Source organism: Saccharibacillus sacchari DSM 19268 (genome assembly GCF_000585395.1).
Taxonomy (GTDB): domain Bacteria; phylum Bacillota; class Bacilli; order Paenibacillales; family Paenibacillaceae; genus Saccharibacillus; species Saccharibacillus sacchari.
In genome coordinates this window covers 2,295,421-2,316,658 of record NZ_KK073875.1, presented here as the reverse complement: position 1 = coordinate 2,316,658, position 21,238 = coordinate 2,295,421, and the positions used below count along the sequence as shown (strand labels likewise).

The following is a 21,238-nucleotide window of genomic DNA, read 5'->3' as shown; positions in this document are numbered from 1 at the left end:
TAATCGGTCCAGTGGATCACGCACATGAAGTTACAACTGCTGAATTTGTACTCGGAAACGGGGGAACCGATCGGGAGTCCGCACGCGGCTCTCATGGGGTGAAGCCTTTCGCGCAGCCGATCACGGTTTTGCGGCAGGCGGGGCGACTCTTGCGTCCCAATCCGTCAGCTAACCTCGTAAGCAGAAACAGGAGAGGTGACCTTTCCGTTCTACTTTCATTTCGAAAAAAGGCAACTTTCGCACATCATCCAGATTCACGCCAGCAGAGGAGGAAGAGAGCATGTCGGATGCCATGGTTATCATGGTCATTCTGGTCCTTACAGCCGTATCCGCCGGATACATTTTGTGGACCGACCGTACCGTTCAAGCCAAAGAACAACGCCGTTAAGCGGTAGTGTAGATCTTGTCAAAGTTAAAGCAAGGTTACTTTGATTCGGATTCGACAAGGTTGGCTGAAGGTATAATTTCCCTATCGTTATTGACCCAAGCCGTGTTGCGGAAGAATTAACCGCAGTGCGGCTTTTTAATTTTAATAAGGGCGGAAAGTTGAAAGCGTCTTTTTACTCGTTTGTTGACTTATTCGATTTACGAATTAGCGCTGTGAACGGTCAGTTTGATTCGAATGCGAGTCTTGTCTCGAACGCTATCCGTCGATTTAAATCCGATAAGGCAGCAGATTGTCAAATAACGGCGTTTGTGATAGGATAAGAGTGGTGTTTTGTTTAAATGACATTGAGAGTGCAGCAACAGGGGTAACCCACTTATTATACAGGATATGCGGTTTACGCTTAGGAGGTGGAATTACAATGGAAATCTTTCTGAAGGTACTTCTTTTGATCTTTTCCGTCGGTGTGATCACGGTCGTGCTGTTGCAAAAAGGGAAAAGCGCAGGCTTGGCAGGCGCCATCTCCGGCGGTGCGGAGCATTTGTTCGGCAAAACCAAAGCTCGCGGTATGGACTTGGTGCTTGAGCGCATTACGATCGTATTGGGTACAGGATTCGTCGTTATGGCGCTTCTGACTACGGCTCTGACCAACTAAATGCGCGTTGCGGGCAGCTTTTCTGCTCGGGGAAGCCTTCGTTGATCCTTGGACTCAAGGGATACGGAGGCTTTTTTGCGTATCTGCGGATGTGATCAAGACAGGAAGCAAGGCATCGGATTAAGCAGGCTCCGACACGGGTACTTTTAACGTATAATGGAGTTGTAGAAGAAGCAAAAAATCGAGCATTCGCGATCTGCAAGCCGATCCAAGCGGTCTGCCGGCAGCCGGAGCCATTTTGAGGTGATAATCATGATAACGCAAGAGATGCTGCTGGGCTTTATGCGCGAAGACGCCTACAAGCCAATGACGTATCAGGAGCTGGAACAACATTTCGGCATCGAGGATGCGGAAGTTTTCCGGGAATTTATGAATATGTTGAACGCGCTTGAAGAAGCGGGCGAGGTTGTGCTGACGCGTACCCAGCGCTATGGCGTACCCGAACGGATGGACCTGCTGCGCGGAAGACTGCAAACGCATGCGAAAGGATTCGGATTCCTCATCCCCGAGGATCGCAATCATGCCGACGTCTATATCAACGCGAACGATATGTTGAGCGCGATGAACGGCGATACGGTGCTGATTCGCATCGCGTCCCGCCGCTCCTCCAACGGACGGATGGAAGGCGAAGTCGTGCGGATCTTGAAACGGGCGGTTACGCAGATCGTCGGCACGTATCAGGACGAGGAATCGTTCGGTTTCGTACTACCGGACGACAAACGGATCACGCGCGACATCTTTATCCCGGCCGGACGCGCAGGCGGGGCGATCAACGGGCAAAAAGTCGTCGTGCACATCATTTCGTATCCGGACGGCCGGGCGGCTGCGCAAGGCGAAGTGATCGAGGTGCTCGGGTACAACAGCGATCCGGGCGTCGATATTCTCTCCATCATCCGCAAGCACCAACTGCCGGAGTCGTTCCCGGACGAAGTGATCGCGGAAGCCGAAGCGGCGCCGGAAAGCATCACGGAAGAAGAGATCACCAGCCAAGGCCGTCGCGACCTGCGCGGTAAGCAGATCGTCACGATCGACGGCGAAGACGCCAAAGACTTGGACGATGCGGTCAACGTGGAACGCCTGGAAAACGGCAACTACGTGCTGGGCGTGCATATCGCGGACGTTGGCTATTATGTGCCGGAAGGATCTGCGCTCGACCAGGAAGCCTATAATCGGGGCAGCAGCGTGTATTTGGTCGATCGTGTCATTCCGATGCTGCCGCCGCGTCTGTCCAACGGCATTTGCAGCTTGAATCCGCGCGTGGACCGTCTGACGCTGTCGTGCGAAATGGAATTCGACGCGTCGATGAAGGTGGTTCGTTACGACATTTTCAAAAGCGTGATCAAGACGGTCGAACGCATGACGTACAAAAACGTGCGCCTCATTCTGGAGGAAGAAGATCCCGAGCTGATGGAGCGTTACGGCTATCTGGTCGACACGTTCCGCACGATGCGCGATCTGTCGCTGAAGCTGAACGCCCGCCGCATGAAGCGCGGAGCGGTGGACTTCGACTTCGAAGAAGCGAAAGTTCTGCTCGACGACCAAGGCAAAGCGATCGATATCGTGACGCGCGAGCGTTCAGTGGCCGAGCGTCTGATCGAAGAGTTCATGCTGGCGGCGAACGAGACGGTGGCCGAGCATTTCAGCAAAGCCAAAGTACCGTTCCTGTACCGCATTCACGAAGACCCGGATCAGGAAAAGCTGGAGCTGTTCGCGGCATTCGCGGCCAATCTGGGGCATCAGGTCAAAGGCACGCGCGGAGGCACGATTCAGCCGAAAGAGCTGCAATCGCTGCTGGACGACGTGCAAGATACGCCCGAGCAAAAAGCGATCAGCACATTGCTGCTCCGTTCGATGAAGCAGGCGAAGTACGATTCGGTGAATCTGGGTCACTTTGGTCTGGCTGCCGAGTATTACACGCACTTTACGTCTCCGATCCGTCGTTATCCCGACTTGGTCATTCACCGGGTGATCGGGGAGATGGCGGAAAACGGAGGCAAACTGACCCAGCAGCGCGAAGAGCAATTGGCGGCCCGCATGTCGGATTACGCGCAGCAGTCGTCGATTCGCGAGCGCGTGGCCGTCGATGCGGAACGCGATACGGCTCAGTTGAAAAAAGCCGAGTATATGATGGACAAAGTCGGGGAAGTGTTCGAAGGCGTAATCGGCAGCGTGACCAGCTTCGGTTTGTTCATCGAGCTGGAAAACACGATCGAGGGCCTGATCCATATCAGCAATCTGACCGACGACTATTACCACTACGACGAATCGCGCCTGACCCTGATCGGCGAGCGCACGTCGCGCACGTTCCGGATCGGCGACGTGGTCGAGATCCGCGTGGCGAAGGTGAGCATGGAAGAGCATACGATCGATTTCGAGCTGGTCGACATGAAAAAGAGCAACAACCGCGGAGGCGGCGGTCGCCGTCGCGACGGCGGAGGAAGCAGCGACGCGTTCAAGCGCGGTCCTCGCGGCGACAAGACCGGCAAAGAGAAGTTCGGCAAGGATAAAGGCAAGGGCAAGAAAAAGGACAAGAAGAAGCGACCGGAAGTGTTCCGTCCGAATGACGCGTCGGGAGCAGCTCCTGCTGCCGGAGCAAGCGCCGGAAATTCGGAGACGGGATCGGCGCAGACTTCCGGCAAACGGAAGCGCAAGCGCAAAGGCGGAAACGGCGACGTCGTCGCGGCTGCGGGCGTTCCGCAAGCGCAAAGCGGAGAGAGCGGTTCGCCGGTCGGCGGTCGCAAGCGGAAGCGTAAAGGCGGCGCGGGCGAAGCCGGCGCGGCTGCGGCGCCGCAAGCCGAAGGCGTCGAAAGCGCAGGCCGCAAGCGCAAAGGCAAGCGCGGCGGCGAAGCCGCGACCGGAGCGGAGCCGCAAAGCGCTCCGCGCCGACGCAAAGGCGGAGACGCTAACGGCGCGAATAGCGGTTGGGCGTTCGGCGGCGTAGCGGCCGAACGGCAAGGTGCAGGCGCGGGCGGCAGCGCGGCAGCCGGAAGCAAAAGCGGCGCGGACACGGTCGCGCCGGGCGGCGAAGCCGGAAAGTCGCCTCGCGGCAAGCGTAAAGGCGGCGGCATTCATATCGAAGCCGGGCAAAGCGGCGGAGATGCGTTTAACGGCTCGCCGAGCGAAGCTGGCGAGTGGAGCAATCGGCCGCCTGGCGCTGCCGGCGGTCGGAAAGGCCGTTCGAGCCGCGCAGGCGGCGGGAACGGCGGTGCCGAAGGCCGAAGCGGCGCGGACAACGGGCGCGCGCCGGGCAAAGGCGCGGGCCGCGGTTCAAGCGGCAGCGACGCGGATAGCAGCCGTGAACCGGGCAAAGGCCGGTTCAGTTTCGGCTCCGGCACGGGCGGCTACGGCGGCGAGACGGCGACGTTCTCGCGCAACGGTAACGAGCGGCCGAACAAAGGCCGCTCGGGCGGTAAGCCGAAAAAAGGCAAGAACTAGTACGTTGACCGCTTCGACTTCGAAGCGGGGACGCCGCGGATCGAGCATACGATCAGCGGCCGAAAAATAGCAAACTTCCCGCTAACGGATTGCATGTCCGTTAGCGGCCTTTTTTAGGCAGGTTCCAGGGCCTAACGGATCGTATATCCGTTAGACAGCAGAATCGGACGATTTTGGGCCGGAATTCGGCGGTTTGAGTGTTTTAACGGATATGCGATCCGTTAGAATCGGCGGGAGCCGATTATGGTGCTTTAAGCGTCATCTCAATCCGTTACGTTTCGCTAATGCTCCCCGGCTGCTGCTTTTCTTGCCTTTTCCAAAGAGAGCTTGTTACAATTTAGGTAGTTTCAGATCCAGAAGAAGATGCGGGAGGTGAGAAACATGAAGAAGAATACCGAACAGGGCAAGCTGCTGGCTCAGAACAAAAAGGCGTCCCACGATTACTTCATCGAGGATACGTACGAGGCGGGGCTAGTGCTGACAGGGACGGAGATCAAGTCGCTGCGCAAAGGTCGGGCGAATATCGGGGACGCGTTCGCGACGATCCGGGGCGGTGAGGCGTTTATTCACAATATGCATATTAGTCCGTTCGAGCAGGGCAATATCAACAATCCTTCCGATCCGACGCGTACGCGCAAGCTGCTGCTGCACAAAGTGCAGATCCGCAAGCTGGTCGGGCAGTCCAAGCAGGAAGGTTACACGGTCGTGCCCCTGAAAGTCTACGTGCGCAACGGTTACGCCAAACTGCTGATCGGTCTCGGTAAAGGTAAAAAGCAGCACGACAAACGCGATACGGCCGCCAAGCGCGACGCGCAGCGGGATATCCAACGTGCGCTCAAGTCGCGTCAGAGATAGATTCGGTCTCGCTCTCTTGTTTGGCAAAAGGCGAGTCCGGGTAATCTATCCTTGCAGCGCGAAATATGTTATAATCTAAGTCTATGGGAAATGCTGCACTCTCCCATAAGCGGTCCTTTCTTTTATGGAGGGAAAGGCTGCGTGAACTTTGGACAATGCGACTCGTGCTTCGAACCTTGCGGTTCTTTGAGCGACGTCCCTTTAATCCGGAAGTTCCCTTTTACGGAAAATGCACGCCGGCTTCGATCTTCGGAGGGCGACGGTTTTCCCATCAGGGGGCGTTTATGGATTCGACGGGGGTAGTTCGGGCATGGGTAGCGGGTAGTGGGGACGCGTCCGCTTTACTAACGCTAAAGCCTATTAAATGGCAAACAACAAAACAACTACGCTTTCGCAGCCTAAGAAACTGTGATGCGTGCTCTCGCTCAGCATCGCCCATGTGCCGGGATGAGGGCCCAACCTATAGTGGGATACGCCGGCTAGTCTCCGCCTGGGGGTAGACGGAAGAAGACAATCAGGCTGACCCGAAGGGAATCCGGTTACGGGGAGTTCCTAGGGTGACATTAAATCCGTGACTACACCCGTAGAAGCCTATGCTGCGTTATCTTCGGACAGGGGTTCGACTCCCCTCGCCTCCATATGTACCATCAGTGAGACCGCCTGAGAAGGTGGTCTTTTCTGTGTTTTGTGGATGATCCAGGGGTACATTGCGGTTGTAAAGGCTTGATACATAAGGGATTGAAGTGATGGCTGTTGATGTGACCAGTGACAGTCACTGATTGTGATTATGGAGGATTCAATATATACGAATCAGTACGAAGTGGTATTTAGATTTTTTTGGTTTTAATTGTCTTATAAGAAATAAAACCCCTTGTTGATGTCTCGCTATGTATGATAGAGTTTGTCTAAAGGGAGGTGGTATTATATGGCAACCACGTTTAAAGATTTAGAAGGAAATACAGTTACAATTGAAGATGGCTTAACATCGGTTAGCTCTGACACAGATGTTGAGTCAGGAGAAGTTACAAGATACATTGTAGAAGTGGATGATATCCCCTACGAAGTTGCGAAAAAGACATATGAAGCGGTTAAGAAACACATAGGAAAATAATAATATTTTGTACTAAAAAGGCTGTAAAGCTAGAGCTAAGAGGAAAGGTTTACGTTAAATCGTAGACCTTTTTTTGTATATAAATGCGAATTGGGTGAAGTTTTGAGGATATTGATTGTTTTTTTCTTGCAACCCAATCATAAATGGATTTTCATGCACTTCTGGATGTTTAAACTTCTATATTTATTTACTTCGATAAAAATCTACGTGATCATCATTCTATATATTCTCATTTCCTCAATTTTGTAACCATGCAGCACTCTATCCGGCCTTCGGCCTAAGTTTTTTAAGCTAAGTATGCAAAAAGGACAGAAGCGACGTACTCATCGCCTCTGTCCTTTTTTTCAATCTTTCCTTCACTATCAGCGTAATCGAATCAGCGTACCATTCTCTTCAACATAATCCTCTGGGTATAGTTGCTCACGAGGGATATCCTCTACGATTGCTCCATACTCCTCCAACAATATCAACGCATCCTCATTCAGCATTGATTTCGCCAAGTGAACGCCAGCATTAGGATCAGCTCCGTATTGTATCAACGTCTGAATCATATGAATCTGGCCTTTGGCTATAGCCATCTGCAAGCCGCTTGTTGCATCTGCACCGTAGTCCAGCATGAGTTGCACTAGAGTTACATCTTCTGTGCCGATCGCATCGTTGAATGCCATTGGATCATCTTGAGGATTAACGCCGTTTTCGAGCAACAACTGTACCATTGGAAAAGGATCATCGTTGTAGTTGATTGCCAGCGACAGGTTTCCTACATCTACACGATCTGCTCCGCTTCCGTAATCTGCGGCTTCATGTGGGGAAGCTCCCTGATCTATCAAACGTTGAACCTCTTCCAAGTTGCCTTCCCTGACAGCAATGTTCAATTCCGAATACATGCCGCCGTATGTGTTTGCATCCGAGGAAAAAGCGGGTGAAGACATGATGGATGCAATTGTACTTCCGCAAGCCGACAATGCTGTACTCAAAATCATCAACAAACCGATATTCAACCACGCTTTTCTTTTTCTCATACATCATTCTCCGCTAGCCATGCTGTTTGCTGGAAGCGTTGCTGCATAGGCATTTCCATCGTCGTAACCATATCGCAGAATGTCGTCCTGAATCTTTGTAGACATGAACAGAAGTGTACCTGCGATGATCAACAACGCGATACCGATCAGTACATGCTTCCCTTTTCTTCTCACAGCGGCGACGATAATATAAACGATGCTAAAGAGCTGAGTAATTCCGCCGACGATCTTCAATATAAACGCGATCATTGTCATTTCCAACATGTATCCCTCACTTCGAGTTTTGTATGGATTCATTCATCATTCGATCTCGTTGCATGGTTCGATTTCAAATCACAGATTGATTCTGCGGATGGAATAGCTATTCGGATCGTAGAAAAGAATATTGCCGTTTGTATCAAAACTGAGTTGCTGCATTTCTTTTATCGTTGTACCGTCGTTGTAGACCAAATCCTCACCTTTGACGAATGTAGTCATCTGCTCATCAGTTCCCATTTCGTAGACGGTGTTTACTTGAGTCATATACATTTTGCTGTTGTAAGTACCTACGCTGCTAAAGCCCATCCGATCATATTCGATTACTTTTTCTGCTTTGACGGGGAACAGTTGAAGATTATAAAGTTTACTGCGGCCAAACACATAAACGTTGTTTTCGGTTGCATAGGCAGCAGCGACAGGAGCGTATCCATACGAAGAATCTGAAATATCAATGACTCCATTGCCTTCGCTACTTGCAACCAAGTCCACTTGGGAGCCGTTTAGCTTTCCTTCATACATGTAGGACTCATCCCAATCATTGCTTCCGTATAAGACAGTATCCGCAGTTGGGAAAGCAACGAAGTTGATGTAGTGTGGATTGGCACTATTGAGGTCGTATGCAGCTACGCTGACGTTACCGGTTATATCGTAAACGAATATGCCTGGAGAAGTGTTAGCCTTCCCCGTAGCGGTCAGGTACACTTTATTGCTGGCTGCATTATAAGCGAGCTTATGCGGAGTAAGACTTGAGTAATCGTAGTGTTTGGCATTTCCATCCGCATCTTTGTAATCCCAATCGAAGCTTTCATCAATGGTTTTAAAAGTTTCAACTGTGCCGTTAGAGCTATTGAACTTACGTATCTTTTTATTTCTGGCATCGAGGAAATAGATATTGTTATCCTTGTCTACAACCATGCTGTCGATCTTGTTGATCTTCGCTGTCCGTACAGGGCCATCCATATCTCCTGCTGCTGATCCACCAACGAGTGTTTCTACGGTGAACTTTGCGGATGGTGTAGTTGTAGACGAGTCAGTAGATAGGGCTGGATTAGACGGGGTGGAGATGGGTGTGGATGGAGCCGTTGGTGTTGTTGTACTTTGTCCGTCACCGATCTGCTTGTTGTCATTCCCGTATTGATAAGCACGCCAAAGCATGACCGTTGCTTCTGCCCGCGTGATCGTGGCTTGTGGACGGAAAGTTTCATCTTGGAATCCGGATACGAGCCCGTTTTCGACAGCTAAGGCAACGTAGTTTTTTGCAGACTCGGATATGCCGTCGTAATCGCGGAACATGGCTTTAATTGTGCTTTGATCCGGTAAACGGTTGATGTCGTAGCCTTTGAGCTTGACCAATGCAACAGCTACGTCTTCACGTGTTGCAGGTGCGGATGGGTTGAAAATGTAGGAACTATCCGCGGTGCGATATCCTGTCATATAGTCTTTCACAGCTTCGATAAACGGCGAAGCCCAGTTGGTTGCCGGGATATCAGAGAATGAGGAATAATTCACTTTCTTCGGTGTAACGCCAGAAGCTGTAATCATGATCTTGGAAAATTCTGCTCGTGTAATCGTATTGTTCGGTCTGAATTTTCCGTCTGGATAGCCACTGATCACTTTACGATTCACCATTTCTGCAATGTAGGTGTTGGCCCAGTGTGTGGATGGAAGATCGGCAAAAGTAACGGTTTGTGGAGTTGTATCCGCAGCTTGCCATTCTTCACCGTACGTTGGCAGTGCTGCGGATGCGGTTGTTGTTGTCATACATGTAGCAGCTACCACAGATACAGCCGTAATACTGAGAAGCTTTTTAAACATCCTCTTTCCCCCTAGAAATGAATAGTTTGTATTGAAAGATAACGATCAACAGGGATATTTTACTACAAGATATCCATAAGGTCACTTATAAGTTTACTTTTAATGAACTATGATGGTGTTATTCTATTTCTTACTGTCTTCTACCCTTGAGGTAGAGGTGATTGTATGTCGGAATCAGAGTTTGTGAGATTGGTAGGCGAAAAGGTTAGATTGATCCGCAAAACAAGAGGAATTACTCAGGAAAGACTTTCGGAGTTATCGGGTTTGAGCGAAAAGTATCTATCCGATACAGAGCGAGGAATTCGTAATATTTCGTTGGAATCATTGGAAAAGATCATGAAAGCATTAAAGGTAAGACCACATGAGCTTTTTCTCTATGCGGATCATGCAGAAGCAGATAAACAAGAATTAATCGAACAATTCGTTCCGTTGTTAGCGGATCGCGATCTGCATGAAATTCGTTTTCTGCTTAAAGTTGTACAAGAGTTTGTAGATACATTTGAATCGAGCGATAAGAAGTCGCTATAGATCAAAAAAATCATAGATTTTCCCGAGGAACCGCCCTTTATATAGAGTAAGGGTACCCTGTCCGTTTCACGCCCCACCCCTATTTATAAGGCTCGACTTCTACTGATGATGCAGTAGGAGTCGGGCCTTTTTTTGTTATGCAAATGAGAGCAAAGAAGGCTGTGTTTTATGCTTTTTTGCTTAATGCAGAAAGTGTTGTGAAAGCTTAGGAGTCACACCTAAGAATGAAGTGCCTACTTCCAGACGATGGAGTGGGCTTTTTGTCGTTGCGTGACAGAGAACCTATTAGCGGCTGTGAGAGGATGCTGCACTTACACAAAGGAGATGAATGCAGATGGCTGTGAAAGAAAACTTGCCTATAGCCATGCAGGAACTGCTACGGCAATTGGTGGTGAACGGAGACATCCGCATGGCTGGCATCGTGTTGTATGCCTATTGCCGTCGGAAGTACCAAGCAAATGATGAGACGGCTGCACGCTGGATGGTGGCCTATTTCCGCCGCGAGTTTCCACATGAAATGGAACGGCACGCAAGCAAACTGTCGGTATTTTAAGACTACGAAATGGAGGAAAAGAAGATGACGTTCGAGTTTTTGAGAAGAAGCGAGGAGAAGGAGTATTTGGGCTATTGCGAGCGGAAGGGTTTCGTATATTCGGTATGTAAAGGTGGTGGCCGGTATGAGATCGTGGCATTGAATGACGGGGACGTAGAGACGTTGATTACGTATGTCGTGCGGCAAGAGAACGGCGTGCTGTGAGCTGTTATTTCGCTTCAGCTTGCATTGTAGATGAACAAGATACGATTCTGCCACAACAAAAAAAAGCCGCCCACGAAGGCGACCGAGGTAAATAAGCTGGCTTCATCATAAACCAAACATATAAAGCATTCAAGGGGAGATCACGCTGATCTTCCCTGTTTGCATTATAAAGGAGAATAGAGAGCATGAATGTACAAATGCAGATGATCCGCCCACTGTTTGCAAAGGCTATCGGTCAGCAGAAGAACTCGGACGTTGTAGTCGCTCTTTTTGAAAACTACGCTACGCTCACGGAATTGATGAATACATCCGAACACGAGCTTACACGCATCAAAGGGATTGGGCCAGCAATGGCTCAGCGTATTCTGGCAACGATTCAACTCACTCAAAAAATCAATGCACCTGTATACGGACAACGTTACACCATTCGCAGTCCAAAAGATGTAGCTGACTTATTGATTCCTCAGATGAAGTGGCTGACGCAGGAACACTTTTTGATCCTGACACTGAATACCAAAAACGTCATGATCGGATCGCCTCAGACCATCTCTGTAGGCTCTCTAAACGCCGCGATCGTGAAGCCACTGGATGTATTCAGAATCGCCATACAACGTTCAGCGGCCGCGATTGTTTGCGTTCATAATCATCCGAGTACAGACCCTACTCCGTCGCAGGAAGATCGGAATGTAACGGCTCTGCTTGTGGAAGCCGGGCGGCTGATGTCGATTGAGGTGTTAGATCATGTTATCATCGGCGGTGATTCGATTTATTCAATGAAGGAGAATGGATTGATTTAGAACAATGTGGGAAAGTTGAATTTATCCAAGAAGCCCTCCAGCAATAGGCGTGCTTCTTGGATATTAATCTTCCCATAAAATTTCCTGCTCATCGAAGTCGAATATTGAATCATGCTCCAAAGTTAAATGAGGTAGTGGCTTGTCATCGTTCTTGCTTTGTTTAAGTATCTTTTTTAGAAGAGCATTCTTTCTTTTGAAACTACTCTTGGGCTCATTCATTCTTGTTTCAGCTTCACCGTATTCTTCTAATTCGTATGCGAACGCGATCAATGAGCTTTCTTGTCGTTTAGGTAGGCCAGCGGCTCTAATTTTTTGATGTATTTTCTTTGAATCTGAAGCTAGAATCACATGTTGCCTTTGTAAATCGAGAAGTCCTTTATTTAAAATATGATGAGCAACCTGAGGATTTAATAGGTCTCGTACTAAACGTTTACCGTTACTCTGACGGTAAAGTTCTTTGGCGGATAACTCAACTTCGTATCTAAGTATGCCAACGGCTTTCTTCAAAGTGTTAAGTTGATGCATATCTCTACTGCGTTGCTTTACTTCACTGTACTTATCATATATCTTTTCTTTACGAGTTTTAGCTGACCAAACAACGGTTTCTACAGCGTTGCTTCCTTTCTTGTAGTAGGATTGCCTTTTGTATTTAGAGCGACTTAAATTCGAATAATGCTGAAGATATTCTTGCACATGCTCTCCGACATCAAAATTCTTACAAGCGTGAAGTTTTAAAACTGTCCACGTTTGGATTGGTGGGATCGACTTTATAGGTAAGTTCAAATGTTTTGCTACGTATCTGCGTAACTTCTTGCAGAAAAGATCAATATCTGCATCTTTAAGTTCATCTACGTTGTTGTTGTAAAGAAACTTAGGTATAGAAACTTCAACTTTGATAAATGCGGTGCTGGCATCTTTATCAGAGAGTGAGTATAGAATGTAGGGAATACCTGAGCTATTGTTTTTTCGACGAAGAGTTTTAAAGGTGCTGGTATGATCAGCGATATTGTTATGGTTAATGTTAGTCCCAGTGCGTCCCCAAGCAATTGTATCCAAATGGGTTTTACTTATCGCAGGAATCGAACACCTTAAAGCTAATGTATCGAACATGTGTATACACCTTCCTTAAAGGCCCTTTAATGGACCACTTGTCCCACGTATTACAGGCCAAAATCAAAATAATAAACCTATTGTACAACTAATTATTGAAATTTGAATACATATTGAAAAGTAAATTAATTGAGTTATGATTAAAATAATACGACTTGAAGGAGAAAACTAATGAATGATGACAATGCAATCGAATTGACTTGGAATGATTACGCGGAGTTAAGTACGTTGAATATCGGTGGAAGAGTTAGATATATACGCAATATCTTGCTGAAGACATACGGAAGAGAATACAGCGGACAAAGTTGTGCCAACCGCATTGGCGTATCTCAATCTAATTTTGTGCATCTGGAGAAAAACGCTCAGGATATTCCTTCGAAAACGTTGCGTGCAATAAGCAAAGATTTCAATGTACAGATGGATATCTTCTTTGATGATTTTTATGAAGATGACTATGTGCCGATCGTAATTCGATCACGAAATTCAAAATTAGAACAACATACAAATAGCTTTATAGCAGATGATGAAGATGAAACTGATAGCGGCAATCCGTGTGAAGAAAATGAGTATGTACTCATTACTGTTGCGTATTTAAAGGCAACGAATGGAGATCGTAGACTTATTTTCGAAACTAGATCTAATCAAAAGTACACACGGGAACAGACTGCTGTTGTTCTCGCCTCTATTATGCAAACGGTAGAAGGCATGGATTTTGTCGTCGATCCTGAAGAAGCGGTCTCAAAACTTGAAACTGCATCCTCTTTTACGCCAATATCGCAAGCGTACAAAGCAATCAGAAAGCATGATTCAGAAGAACTCTACATCTGGATTCCAAGTAAAGCTTTTAATGAAAGTACAGAGCGATTGAATCAATTAGGAAAGCAATACACAAACACACTAATCAAATAGCTTAATAAACAATATTGATGACCTCAAAAGTCTGATCTTCTACTGAAGATCGGGCTTTTTTGCGTTGCAATTATTTAATTTTTATTTCCTTGAAAGGAGGTGATTCAAGTGTAGCTGACGGCGTGCATCATTTTGTCGTTGTCGAAAGTGTCTAATCCATCAAACAAGGAGAACATACAAATGAATGTCGTAACCTATCTTCGCGTATCTTCCGAACAACAAGCAGAACGCGAACTTTCAATTCCCGCACAACGAGAAGCGTTACAACGCCATGCAGATAAAAGCGGATGGAACATTGTTGCAGAATACGTTGACGAAGCCAGATCCGCAAAAACAGATGAACGTCCTGCTTTTCAACAAATGATTGGCATCGCACAAAAAACGAATAAAACTTTTGAAGCTATTGTCGTCCACAAGTTCGACCGATTCAGCCGCAGTCGTGCAGATCATGCAATCTACAAAGCCTTACTCAAAAAACATGGCGTTGTCGTTGTATCTGCATCTGAACCTATTGAAGCAGACACTCCACATGGTTTTCTATTGGAGTCGATGCTCGAAGTCATCAGCGAATTCTACAACGTCAATTTGCGGCACGAGACATTGAAGGGGATGCGTGAGAACGCCGCTCAGGGCTTCCATTGCGGCGGCAGAGTACCCTTTGGCTATCGTCACACTCAGATCGGCAGAAAGGTCATTTACGAGCTTGGAGCGAAGCATGAGGTTGCATTGATTCGTCAGATATTTCAAATGGCAGCAGAAGGGCAGGGAGGCAAAAGAATAGCTGGTGAGTTGAATCGACAATCTGTTATCGCCGGTAAACGTTGGTCGCCATCCACAGTCCTTTCGATCTTGGCGAATCCGGTCTACCTTGGACAACGCGTATGGAATAAAAAGAAGGATGCAGACGGTAAACGAAATGAGATTTCAGAGTGGGTGATAACTGAGGATGCCCATCCTGTTATCGTTGATCAGCAACTCTGGGATGCAGCACAATCTTCATTGATGCAGAGAAAGCAGCGGAAAACCAAATAATCTTGTTTGATCGCAGGTACACCATCACGGTGTACCTGCTTTTTTTATGCCCAAATTTAAGCATAGGGAGAGATTTCAATGAAGGTAGCCATTTATGCAAGAGTATCGTCAGATCGCCAGGCAGAGAAAGAGCTGTCTATTCCGGCACAAGTTAAAGCGATTCAACAATATTGTTTGGAGAAAGAGTGGACAATCACGCATCAATTTATCGAAAAAGGGAGATCGGCTAAAACAGATGACCGCCCAGAATTTCAGAAGATGATTGCTCTGGCTAAACGCTCGAATCGTCCATTTGATGCCGTTGTCGTGCATAAATTTGATCGCTTTTCTCGTAAACGTGACGATCACGTGATCTACAAAGCTCTGCTCAATCAACATGGAGTCAAAGTCATTTCAGTCACAGAACAAACGCAGTCCGAAACTCCACAAGACATGCTGCTGGAAGGAATGTTAGAAGTCATCTCGGAGTTTTTTAATGCAAACCTAGCTGTCGAAGTTCGGAAAGGGATGACACAGAATGCAAAGCAGGGGTACAACAACGGTGGCACGCCACCTTATGGTTATCGTACGGAACACATGGCTTTAGGTCATCAGAAAACGAAAGCGGTTTGGGTACTGGGACCACGTGAAGAAATCGAGACGATCCGCTGGATGTTTCATCAATATGCGTATGAGAATGTCGGTTATAAGAAAATCGCATCCATGCTCAATGATCAGGCGGTGCCTACACAAAAAGGAGGGAAATGGTCAGCGACAACGGTACGTGCGATGATCCATAACGAATCATACCTGGGCCGCAAGATATGGAATAAACAAGATTATCAAACGAAAGGCAATAAGTGGCGAGATCGTTCAGAATGGATTATTACAGAGAATGCACATCCAGCCATCATTAATGAAGATTTATTCAATCGTTGTCAGCAAAAAGCGAAAGAGCGTCATAACGGTGGTGGAGTCATACATCGGGACAGTCAGATAAAGAAGAGTTCTCCGTTTTGGCTTAGGGGCGTATTTTGTTGTGACAAATGCGGATCGCGTATGGTAGGCAATTCAACGGCGACAACGAAGAAATATGGCGGACAGAGATATTACGTTTGCGGCGGGTATATGCGAAAAGGCAAAGAATTCTGTCCGTATGTAAGTTGGAGAAAAGAGCGTATTGAGCAAATTGTAACGAATAAGCTGCGAAGTGTGCTGCTGCGTCTTACATTCGATAATCAACTTGAAGAAGAGATTCGGAAGTATCATAGCGATTCCTACAGACATGTTTGGATTGAGAAAAACAACGTGGAATCGGAGGTCGCCTATTTGGATCGCCGTATTACTCAACTTGAAGGAGAACTCAAAAGCGGCGTTGGAAAGGCGTACTACGTAGATATGTTGGAGGATTTGAAAGGAGATCTAGTTGTTAAACAAGGTGAGTTGGACAAGATCAGAGAATCGTATAGTGAATTGGAACTATCAGAAGAAACATTGAAGTCACTGATGCATGATATTCGAGTGATGATTGGAATTCTGGATGATGAGGTGCAGAATCCGCAGTTGATGAATGAGTATGTGAAGAAGTTTGTGTCTGAAGTTACGGTGCATCGGGAGACAAAACATGTGTATATGACAGTTGAATTGTGGGGTGAACAGCAATTGCTATACCAGAAAGTCGTTGTTGCTGTTCTATAATAGCATGCTTTTTGAAATCGATTTGTATAAGTAGTAATCATTCAAAGAACGTATTGAAGAGATCGTAACCAAAAAATTGCGTACAACGCGATTGTGGTTGTTGATGGGTAATCGGCATCATCTTCGATTCAGCAAGTCACGAGTTTGAAAGCAGAGGTTGGATTTTTGTAGAAGTGGAAAAGAGAAGCCCTATCACCAAGAGGTGCGGGATGGTATAGCAGGAGTTTAAATAAGTACATTTACTTTTTTGGGGATTTATCAGAAGAGCATTTATACTTTACTTATTTGAAAAGTCAGGGGGAGAAATCCCCCTGTAAACTTCAAGTGTTTTAAAAGCTATCTTCTAAATATTTTAGGATAGTATTATACAAGCTTTGATGCAAATTTTTAGAAGAAGATAAAGGACTATCTATATCTATATTATCAAATTTTATTTCTAAATTTTTTAAAGACGTACGTAAACTTTTCATATGGGATTCATAGAAGTTTAAAAAGTAAAAACATTCGTAAACCTCACCTATTTTATAAATTGTAATAATTGTAAACTCCTTTAAAGAGAAGTTTGCGATTAGTACAAACTGAAGTTCTAACTTTAATGCAATACTGGTTTCAATTTGTTGTATGATTTGATTATGAGGATTTTTCGTATCAGGAAAATAGCTGGCTTCATGGAAGGAGAAACCGTAAGGCCTCAAAAATGTGTTTGCTTTCATTCTAAATCCTTTTTGTTCACGAAATATCAGACCTATTTCTTCTAGTTCTTTGAACCAAGTAGTAATAGTTCTTTGATCTTTTTCAAAAAAAGAAGAGATTTCTTCGTTTGTATGCCAAAGTTCTCCTGTATAATATTTCGCATGAAATCCTAAATATATATAGAGTTTTAATGCTCCGCCACTAATATCTTTTAAAAAAAGTTGTTTGAAGTCAGTATGAATAGCGAAGAACGGCTTATTCATTTCTTGCACGTTTCTTTTCCATATACCGAAATCATCACGTAATTTATCGAAAATTTGGTTTTTTTCGTCACTATCTTTTAAGAAAAAGTTTTGTTTTCTCTTCATTCTTCACACTCCACCTTAATATATCTGAGAATAATTGTAGTTCTATCTCCAAAAAAAATCACGTATATAGCAAAAAACTTCTCCCTTTTATTCATATATAATATACAATATCAAGTCTTTAAAAAGGAGTGTAATTTTTTTGGCTTGAGCCAAAAAAATTACACTCCTTTTTAAAGACGCGAAGTAAACGTTTTTGGGAAGTGAGATTTGATATAATTGATTTGGGTAATTAAAGATAAAGTGAGAATTATTTCTAGTGATTATTTGAAGTTGGGGGAAAAGTTATGCGATATGTTGTCAATCTTTCAAGTAGACTTTCCGATGAAGAAAGAAGAGATTTAAATGTCTTAGGAGAGATTTTGTATGAATCTAAATTCCTTCCTTTGTTAGGCATAGAAACAAACTTTCCTCAACAAATAAGTGAGTTAGATTTTATTGAAAATATCCGTGAGGAAATCACCGGAGAATACCAAGAAGCAGAGTACTTAGCAGTTCTGACATTTGAGCCTCCTCTAAAAAAAAGTAAACTAATTAATAAACAATACGTAGGTTGGAACTCACGAATCGCAATATTAGACTCGGGTAGGGCTCCTGAAATCGATGCTGAATTTATCGATTACACTAACACTAATCCAACTGATTCGATTAATCATGGTGCAAATGTTATGCGAATTATAAAGCATTTTGCGAAGGGAAGTACTCTTTATTCAGCCAAAATAGGTTCTCCTAAACCTGAGGAAATCGCACTGATGAATGCACTAGAATGGGCGGCAGATAAAGCAGTAGATGTAATAAATATTTCTGCTAGTTTTAAGCGTCGTTGTAATCCAACAAAATGCGATCTATGCAAACTCATAAATGAAATTGTTATTAATACAAGGTCAACAATAGTTATAGCGGCTGGAAATGAAAATAATAAAGAAGACAGTATTTATTGCCCTGGAGTTGCCTCAAATGCTGTGACTGTAGGAGCAGTTGATAAAGATAAAAAAGTAGCTGACTATTCAAGCTTTGGACGAGTGGGTGGACAAAAGCCTAATTTGATTGCTCCTGGTACAACTTATATTGATGGAAGCAAACTGAGTGGGACATCATTTGCAGCTCCTGTTATAACTGGGATTATAGGAGCCATGACAACAAGGGTGGGTTCTAGTGCCAAAGTTGTTGACTACATGTATAACACTATAGAGGATTTAGGGGCTCCTATTAACCAGCAGGGTTTAGGTATGCTAAATCTCGAACAACTTGTGGAGGTGGTTTCAAATGAAGAATCTTATTCTCAAAGTACAGGACAAAACCAAAGTTCTTAGACTTAAGGAATTTTCTCAAGTTATTTATGTTTCTAAATTTATGAATACTGTTGGAATCGAAATTTCAGAAGAAAATATAGAAAAGTTACAAAATGATCCAAATGTAATTGATTATCGTTACAGCGAAAAAGGCGAATACCAAAATGCTTAAAGCCTAAGAAACTGTGAATCGTGCTCTCGCTCAGCATCGCCCATGTGCCGGGATGAGGGCCCAACCTATAGTGGGATACGCCGGTTAGTCTCCGCCTGGGGGTAAACGGAAGAAGACAATCAGGCTGACCCGAAGGGAATCCGGTTACGGGGAGTTCCTAGGGTGACATCAAAACTGTGACTACACCCGTAGAAGCCTATGTTGCGTTATCTTCGGACAGGGGTTCGACTCCCCTCGCCTCCATACGTACAGCCCAAAACCATCAACCACAATCCGGTTGATGGTTTTTCGTTTATGATATAATAAAGTACATTTTAGATTGGGGGATTCAAGATGTTAGAAAATCGAGAACAGCTCCAAGAAATCTTAAAAAAGGCAAATCAATATGCACGGAAGCAAGCTAAAGAATCAGGTGCCTCTATTTACTATATCAAGAACAACAAACGTATTCGTGAGGATGCAGAAGGTAAGCAATTTGAAATTAGATTCGATGCTACTGGGAAACGTCAAGAATACGAATATCATGAGTGAAATTCAACCCATTATGACCGTATTTGCCGGAACGAATGGAGCAGGAAAAAGTACGCTCAGTATGCAAATGAAAAAATGGCTCGGTGAACTGGTTGATCCGGATCAGATTGCAAGAGAGCTAAAGCCGGATAATCCGCGAAGTGCCGACTTGTCTGCTGGAAGAGAAGCGGTGAAAAGAATTCGAGCGCTCATCAAAAATGGCGAGAACTTCGCTGTAGAAACAACATTGTCTGGCTCATTCGTTCTGAAACATATGGAAATCGCCAAGCAGAGAAATTACAAAGTTGTCCTGTACTATATTGGCCTTCAAGATGTCCAAATGCATATTGATCGCGTCGCTTCTCGTGTAGAGCAAGGCGGTCATTGGATTGCTGAAGAAGATATCCGTTATCGGTACGGGGAGTCTTTGAGGAACCTTACACCTGCTCTAACTCTTGCGGATCAAATCATTATTATTGATAATACACACGAACCTTTGATCGTAGCGGAAATTATGCAAGGTCACTTGGTTTACCGTGGCGACTTTGCGCCTGCTTGGGCTATTCCTGTTCTGGCTCCATACTGACACTCGGGTGACACCAAAACCTTGACTACATCTAGCGAAGCTAGGCTATGTCACTTATCTTCGGACAGGGGTTCGACGTCCCTCGCCTCCATATGTACGATCAGTGAGACCGCCTGAGAGGGCGGTCTTTTCTGTATGTATAAAAGAGTTTCAGAAAAGAGGAATAGAGCAAGAATAAATAATCTAAGTTAATATTTTTCAATAAACATTAACTTTTGATATTGAAAAAACGAAAATACACGATACAATAAAAATAAGGAGATGATCCATATGAGCAAAGGCATATATGAGTATTCGCATCATCAGATTGAATTAGCTTTTGAACAAAAAAACGAATTATATATTGAGAAAGAAACGGATTATATTTTCACTAAAATACTCGCTTTATTATCGACTCTTTTCTCTGATAAACTCGTTGGAATCAAAATAAGTAATGAAGAATTCAAATACACGGATGAATATTTGTTCTCTTCTAAACATAAGAAAAATCTCTTAAAGTGGTTGGAACGTTTGCCTGCCCTGCATTTCCCGGCAAATGATTTGGACTTTGGAAAAACCAAGGTCGATTTTGAAACTTGGTATTATGATCTTGGTGGAACGTCCATCGAGTTTATCTATCATGAGGATTATTTGCTTAAGCCCAAAGATGCGTCTGCGATATTAGGTATTTCCAAAGTCACTTTAAACAAATATATCAAGCAAGGTTTGGAATGCATGGATAATGGATCTCAAAATAAAATTCCAAAACATGCCGTTGAATTGATGCGGGACCCTGTTTACTCTATCCGCATGCAAATGAATTACCAAAAGAAAAAAATGCTGGAACAAACACCTGGAGAACGTTTGGCAGACATCAACCAAGAGATTACCGAATTTCAGTTGAAGTACGGTAAAAAAACGTATGCAGAAGCATTTGGTATTCATGAAAGCGAATTAGAAGACCCGATTGATTTATATCGTTGGAAAGACCTTACTGAAGAAATGGACGAGATCATTAAAATTGCGGGAGGGGAGAAAGGCATTTGAAGTATACAGACAACGATACGCTTCTTCTGCCCGCAGATCTTAATGAAATTTTAGAGGATTTTGGATCTCTTTTAGAAAACCATACAGGCTTTAAAGACAGAGAATCAATCTATGGAAGTTATAAACGTAATCGAAAATCACTACTGGTTATTTTTCCGCTAAAAGTTCATCCTATTCACGGAATAACGGGATTAAGAGCTTACGAGAAGTATGATGATAACGGATATGTTTCGAAGTACGAGTACCGA

19 protein-coding genes, 2 other RNA genes, 1 pseudogene and 1 riboswitch are annotated in these 21,238 nt (G+C 45.1%); of the genes and pseudogenes, 17 read left to right on the top strand and 5 right to left on the bottom strand.

Annotated elements, in window-relative coordinates; genetic code table 11:
- The first annotated feature begins 27 nt into the window (after positions 1-27).
- Positions 28-198, top strand: a riboswitch (cyclic di-AMP (ydaO/yuaA leader).
- A gap of 608 nt (positions 199-806) precedes the next feature.
- The 5 genes and pseudogenes from secG (at position 807) to SACSAC_RS09845 (ending at position 6,441) form a co-directional block, all read left to right on the top strand.
- Positions 807-1,040 (top strand): preprotein translocase subunit SecG, encoded by a 234-nt coding sequence (gene secG, locus SACSAC_RS09860; protein ID WP_037285757.1) that lies wholly within the window; start codon positions 807-809, stop codon positions 1,038-1,040.
- Between the two features lie 252 nt (positions 1,041-1,292).
- Positions 1,293-3,899: pseudogene (gene rnr, locus SACSAC_RS09855) on the top strand (ribonuclease R); the annotation flags it as partial.
- A 957-nt stretch (positions 3,900-4,856) separates the two neighbouring features.
- Positions 4,857-5,330, top strand: a complete 474-nt coding sequence (gene smpB, locus SACSAC_RS09850; RefSeq protein WP_037285755.1) for an SsrA-binding protein SmpB — start codon at positions 4,857-4,859, stop codon at positions 5,328-5,330.
- Positions 5,331-5,604: 274 nt separating this feature from the next.
- Positions 5,605-5,971: a transfer-messenger RNA gene (gene ssrA / locus SACSAC_RS27640) on the top strand.
- 284 nt (positions 5,972-6,255) lie between these two features.
- Complete coding sequence (locus tag SACSAC_RS09845; RefSeq protein ID WP_037285752.1) at positions 6,256-6,441, top strand: hypothetical protein; 186 nt, start codon at positions 6,256-6,258, stop codon at positions 6,439-6,441.
- A 362-nt stretch (positions 6,442-6,803) separates the two neighbouring features.
- On the opposite strand, the gene SACSAC_RS09840 is transcribed toward SACSAC_RS09845, so the two are convergent.
- The 3 genes from SACSAC_RS09840 to SACSAC_RS27015 form a co-directional block, all read right to left on the bottom strand.
- Positions 6,804-7,463: an ankyrin repeat domain-containing protein gene (locus tag SACSAC_RS09840; RefSeq protein WP_037285751.1), complete on the bottom strand. Its 660-nt coding sequence runs from the start codon at positions 7,461-7,463 to the stop codon at positions 6,804-6,806.
- A 3-nt stretch (positions 7,464-7,466) separates the two neighbouring features.
- Positions 7,467-7,727 carry a hypothetical protein gene (locus tag SACSAC_RS09835; RefSeq protein ID WP_156950986.1) on the bottom strand — a complete coding sequence of 87 codons (261 nt, stop codon included), beginning with the start codon at positions 7,725-7,727 and terminating at the stop codon, positions 7,467-7,469.
- Positions 7,728-7,796: 69 nt separating this feature from the next.
- The gene (locus SACSAC_RS27015; protein ID WP_051507021.1) at positions 7,797-9,536 is read right to left on the bottom strand and encodes an S-layer homology domain-containing protein; all 1,740 of its coding nucleotides are present in this window, start codon (positions 9,534-9,536) and stop codon (positions 7,797-7,799) included.
- Between the two features lie 165 nt (positions 9,537-9,701).
- Here SACSAC_RS27015 and SACSAC_RS09825 point away from each other — a divergent pair, with 165 nt between their 5' ends.
- From SACSAC_RS09825 to radC, 4 genes are all read left to right on the top strand, one after another.
- Positions 9,702-10,064 carry a helix-turn-helix domain-containing protein gene (locus tag SACSAC_RS09825; protein WP_037285742.1) on the top strand — a complete coding sequence of 121 codons (363 nt, stop codon included), beginning with the start codon at positions 9,702-9,704 and terminating at the stop codon, positions 10,062-10,064.
- A 334-nt stretch (positions 10,065-10,398) separates the two neighbouring features.
- Positions 10,399-10,617, top strand: coding sequence for a hypothetical protein (locus SACSAC_RS09820; protein WP_037285740.1), 219 nt, complete (start codon positions 10,399-10,401; stop codon positions 10,615-10,617).
- A 24-nt stretch (positions 10,618-10,641) separates the two neighbouring features.
- Complete coding sequence (locus SACSAC_RS09815) at positions 10,642-10,821, top strand: hypothetical protein (RefSeq protein WP_037285737.1); 180 nt, start codon at positions 10,642-10,644, stop codon at positions 10,819-10,821.
- A 185-nt stretch (positions 10,822-11,006) separates the two neighbouring features.
- Positions 11,007-11,618, top strand: a complete 612-nt coding sequence (gene radC / locus SACSAC_RS09810; RefSeq protein WP_037285733.1) for a RadC family protein — start codon at positions 11,007-11,009, stop codon at positions 11,616-11,618.
- Positions 11,619-11,681: 63 nt separating this feature from the next.
- On the opposite strand, the gene SACSAC_RS09805 is transcribed toward radC, so the two are convergent.
- Positions 11,682-12,728, bottom strand: coding sequence for a phage/plasmid replication domain-containing protein (locus SACSAC_RS09805; protein WP_037285730.1), 1,047 nt, complete (start codon positions 12,726-12,728; stop codon positions 11,682-11,684).
- A gap of 171 nt (positions 12,729-12,899) precedes the next feature.
- Between SACSAC_RS09805 and SACSAC_RS09800 the strand changes: the two genes are divergently transcribed.
- The 3 genes from SACSAC_RS09800 (at position 12,900) to SACSAC_RS09790 (ending at position 16,346) form a co-directional block, all read left to right on the top strand.
- Complete coding sequence (locus tag SACSAC_RS09800) at positions 12,900-13,637, top strand: helix-turn-helix domain-containing protein (protein WP_037285727.1); 738 nt, start codon at positions 12,900-12,902, stop codon at positions 13,635-13,637.
- A gap of 180 nt (positions 13,638-13,817) precedes the next feature.
- Complete coding sequence (locus tag SACSAC_RS09795) at positions 13,818-14,669, top strand: recombinase family protein (protein WP_037285725.1); 852 nt, start codon at positions 13,818-13,820, stop codon at positions 14,667-14,669.
- Between the two features lie 78 nt (positions 14,670-14,747).
- Entirely contained in the window at positions 14,748-16,346 is a 1,599-nt protein-coding gene (locus SACSAC_RS09790) for a recombinase family protein (RefSeq protein WP_037285722.1), read from the top strand.
- Between the two features lie 329 nt (positions 16,347-16,675).
- Here SACSAC_RS09790 and SACSAC_RS09785 read toward each other — a convergent pair whose 3' ends face one another.
- The gene (locus tag SACSAC_RS09785; protein WP_037285719.1) at positions 16,676-17,407 is read right to left on the bottom strand and encodes a helix-turn-helix domain-containing protein; all 732 of its coding nucleotides are present in this window, start codon (positions 17,405-17,407) and stop codon (positions 16,676-16,678) included.
- A gap of 284 nt (positions 17,408-17,691) precedes the next feature.
- Between SACSAC_RS09785 and SACSAC_RS09780 the strand changes: the two genes are divergently transcribed.
- From SACSAC_RS09780 to SACSAC_RS09770, 5 genes are all read left to right on the top strand, one after another.
- On the top strand, positions 17,692-18,717 hold the full coding sequence (locus SACSAC_RS09780) for a S8 family peptidase (RefSeq protein WP_084777998.1): 1,026 nt from the start codon (positions 17,692-17,694) through the stop codon (positions 18,715-18,717).
- A gap of 67 nt (positions 18,718-18,784) precedes the next feature.
- Positions 18,785-19,104: a transfer-messenger RNA gene (gene ssrA, locus SACSAC_RS27635) on the top strand.
- A gap of 97 nt (positions 19,105-19,201) precedes the next feature.
- Complete coding sequence (locus SACSAC_RS27630; RefSeq protein ID WP_084777997.1) at positions 19,202-19,399, top strand: hypothetical protein; 198 nt, start codon at positions 19,202-19,204, stop codon at positions 19,397-19,399.
- Positions 19,392-19,964: an ATPase gene (locus SACSAC_RS09775; RefSeq protein WP_037292570.1), complete on the top strand. Its 573-nt coding sequence runs from the start codon at positions 19,392-19,394 to the stop codon at positions 19,962-19,964. The genes SACSAC_RS27630 and SACSAC_RS09775 overlap by 8 nt, the downstream gene beginning before the upstream one ends.
- A 270-nt stretch (positions 19,965-20,234) precedes the next feature.
- A complete protein-coding gene (locus SACSAC_RS09770; protein WP_037285712.1) occupies positions 20,235-20,990 on the top strand; it encodes a helix-turn-helix domain-containing protein in 756 nt (251 codons plus the stop codon).
- The last annotated feature ends 248 nt before the right edge of the window (positions 20,991-21,238 follow it).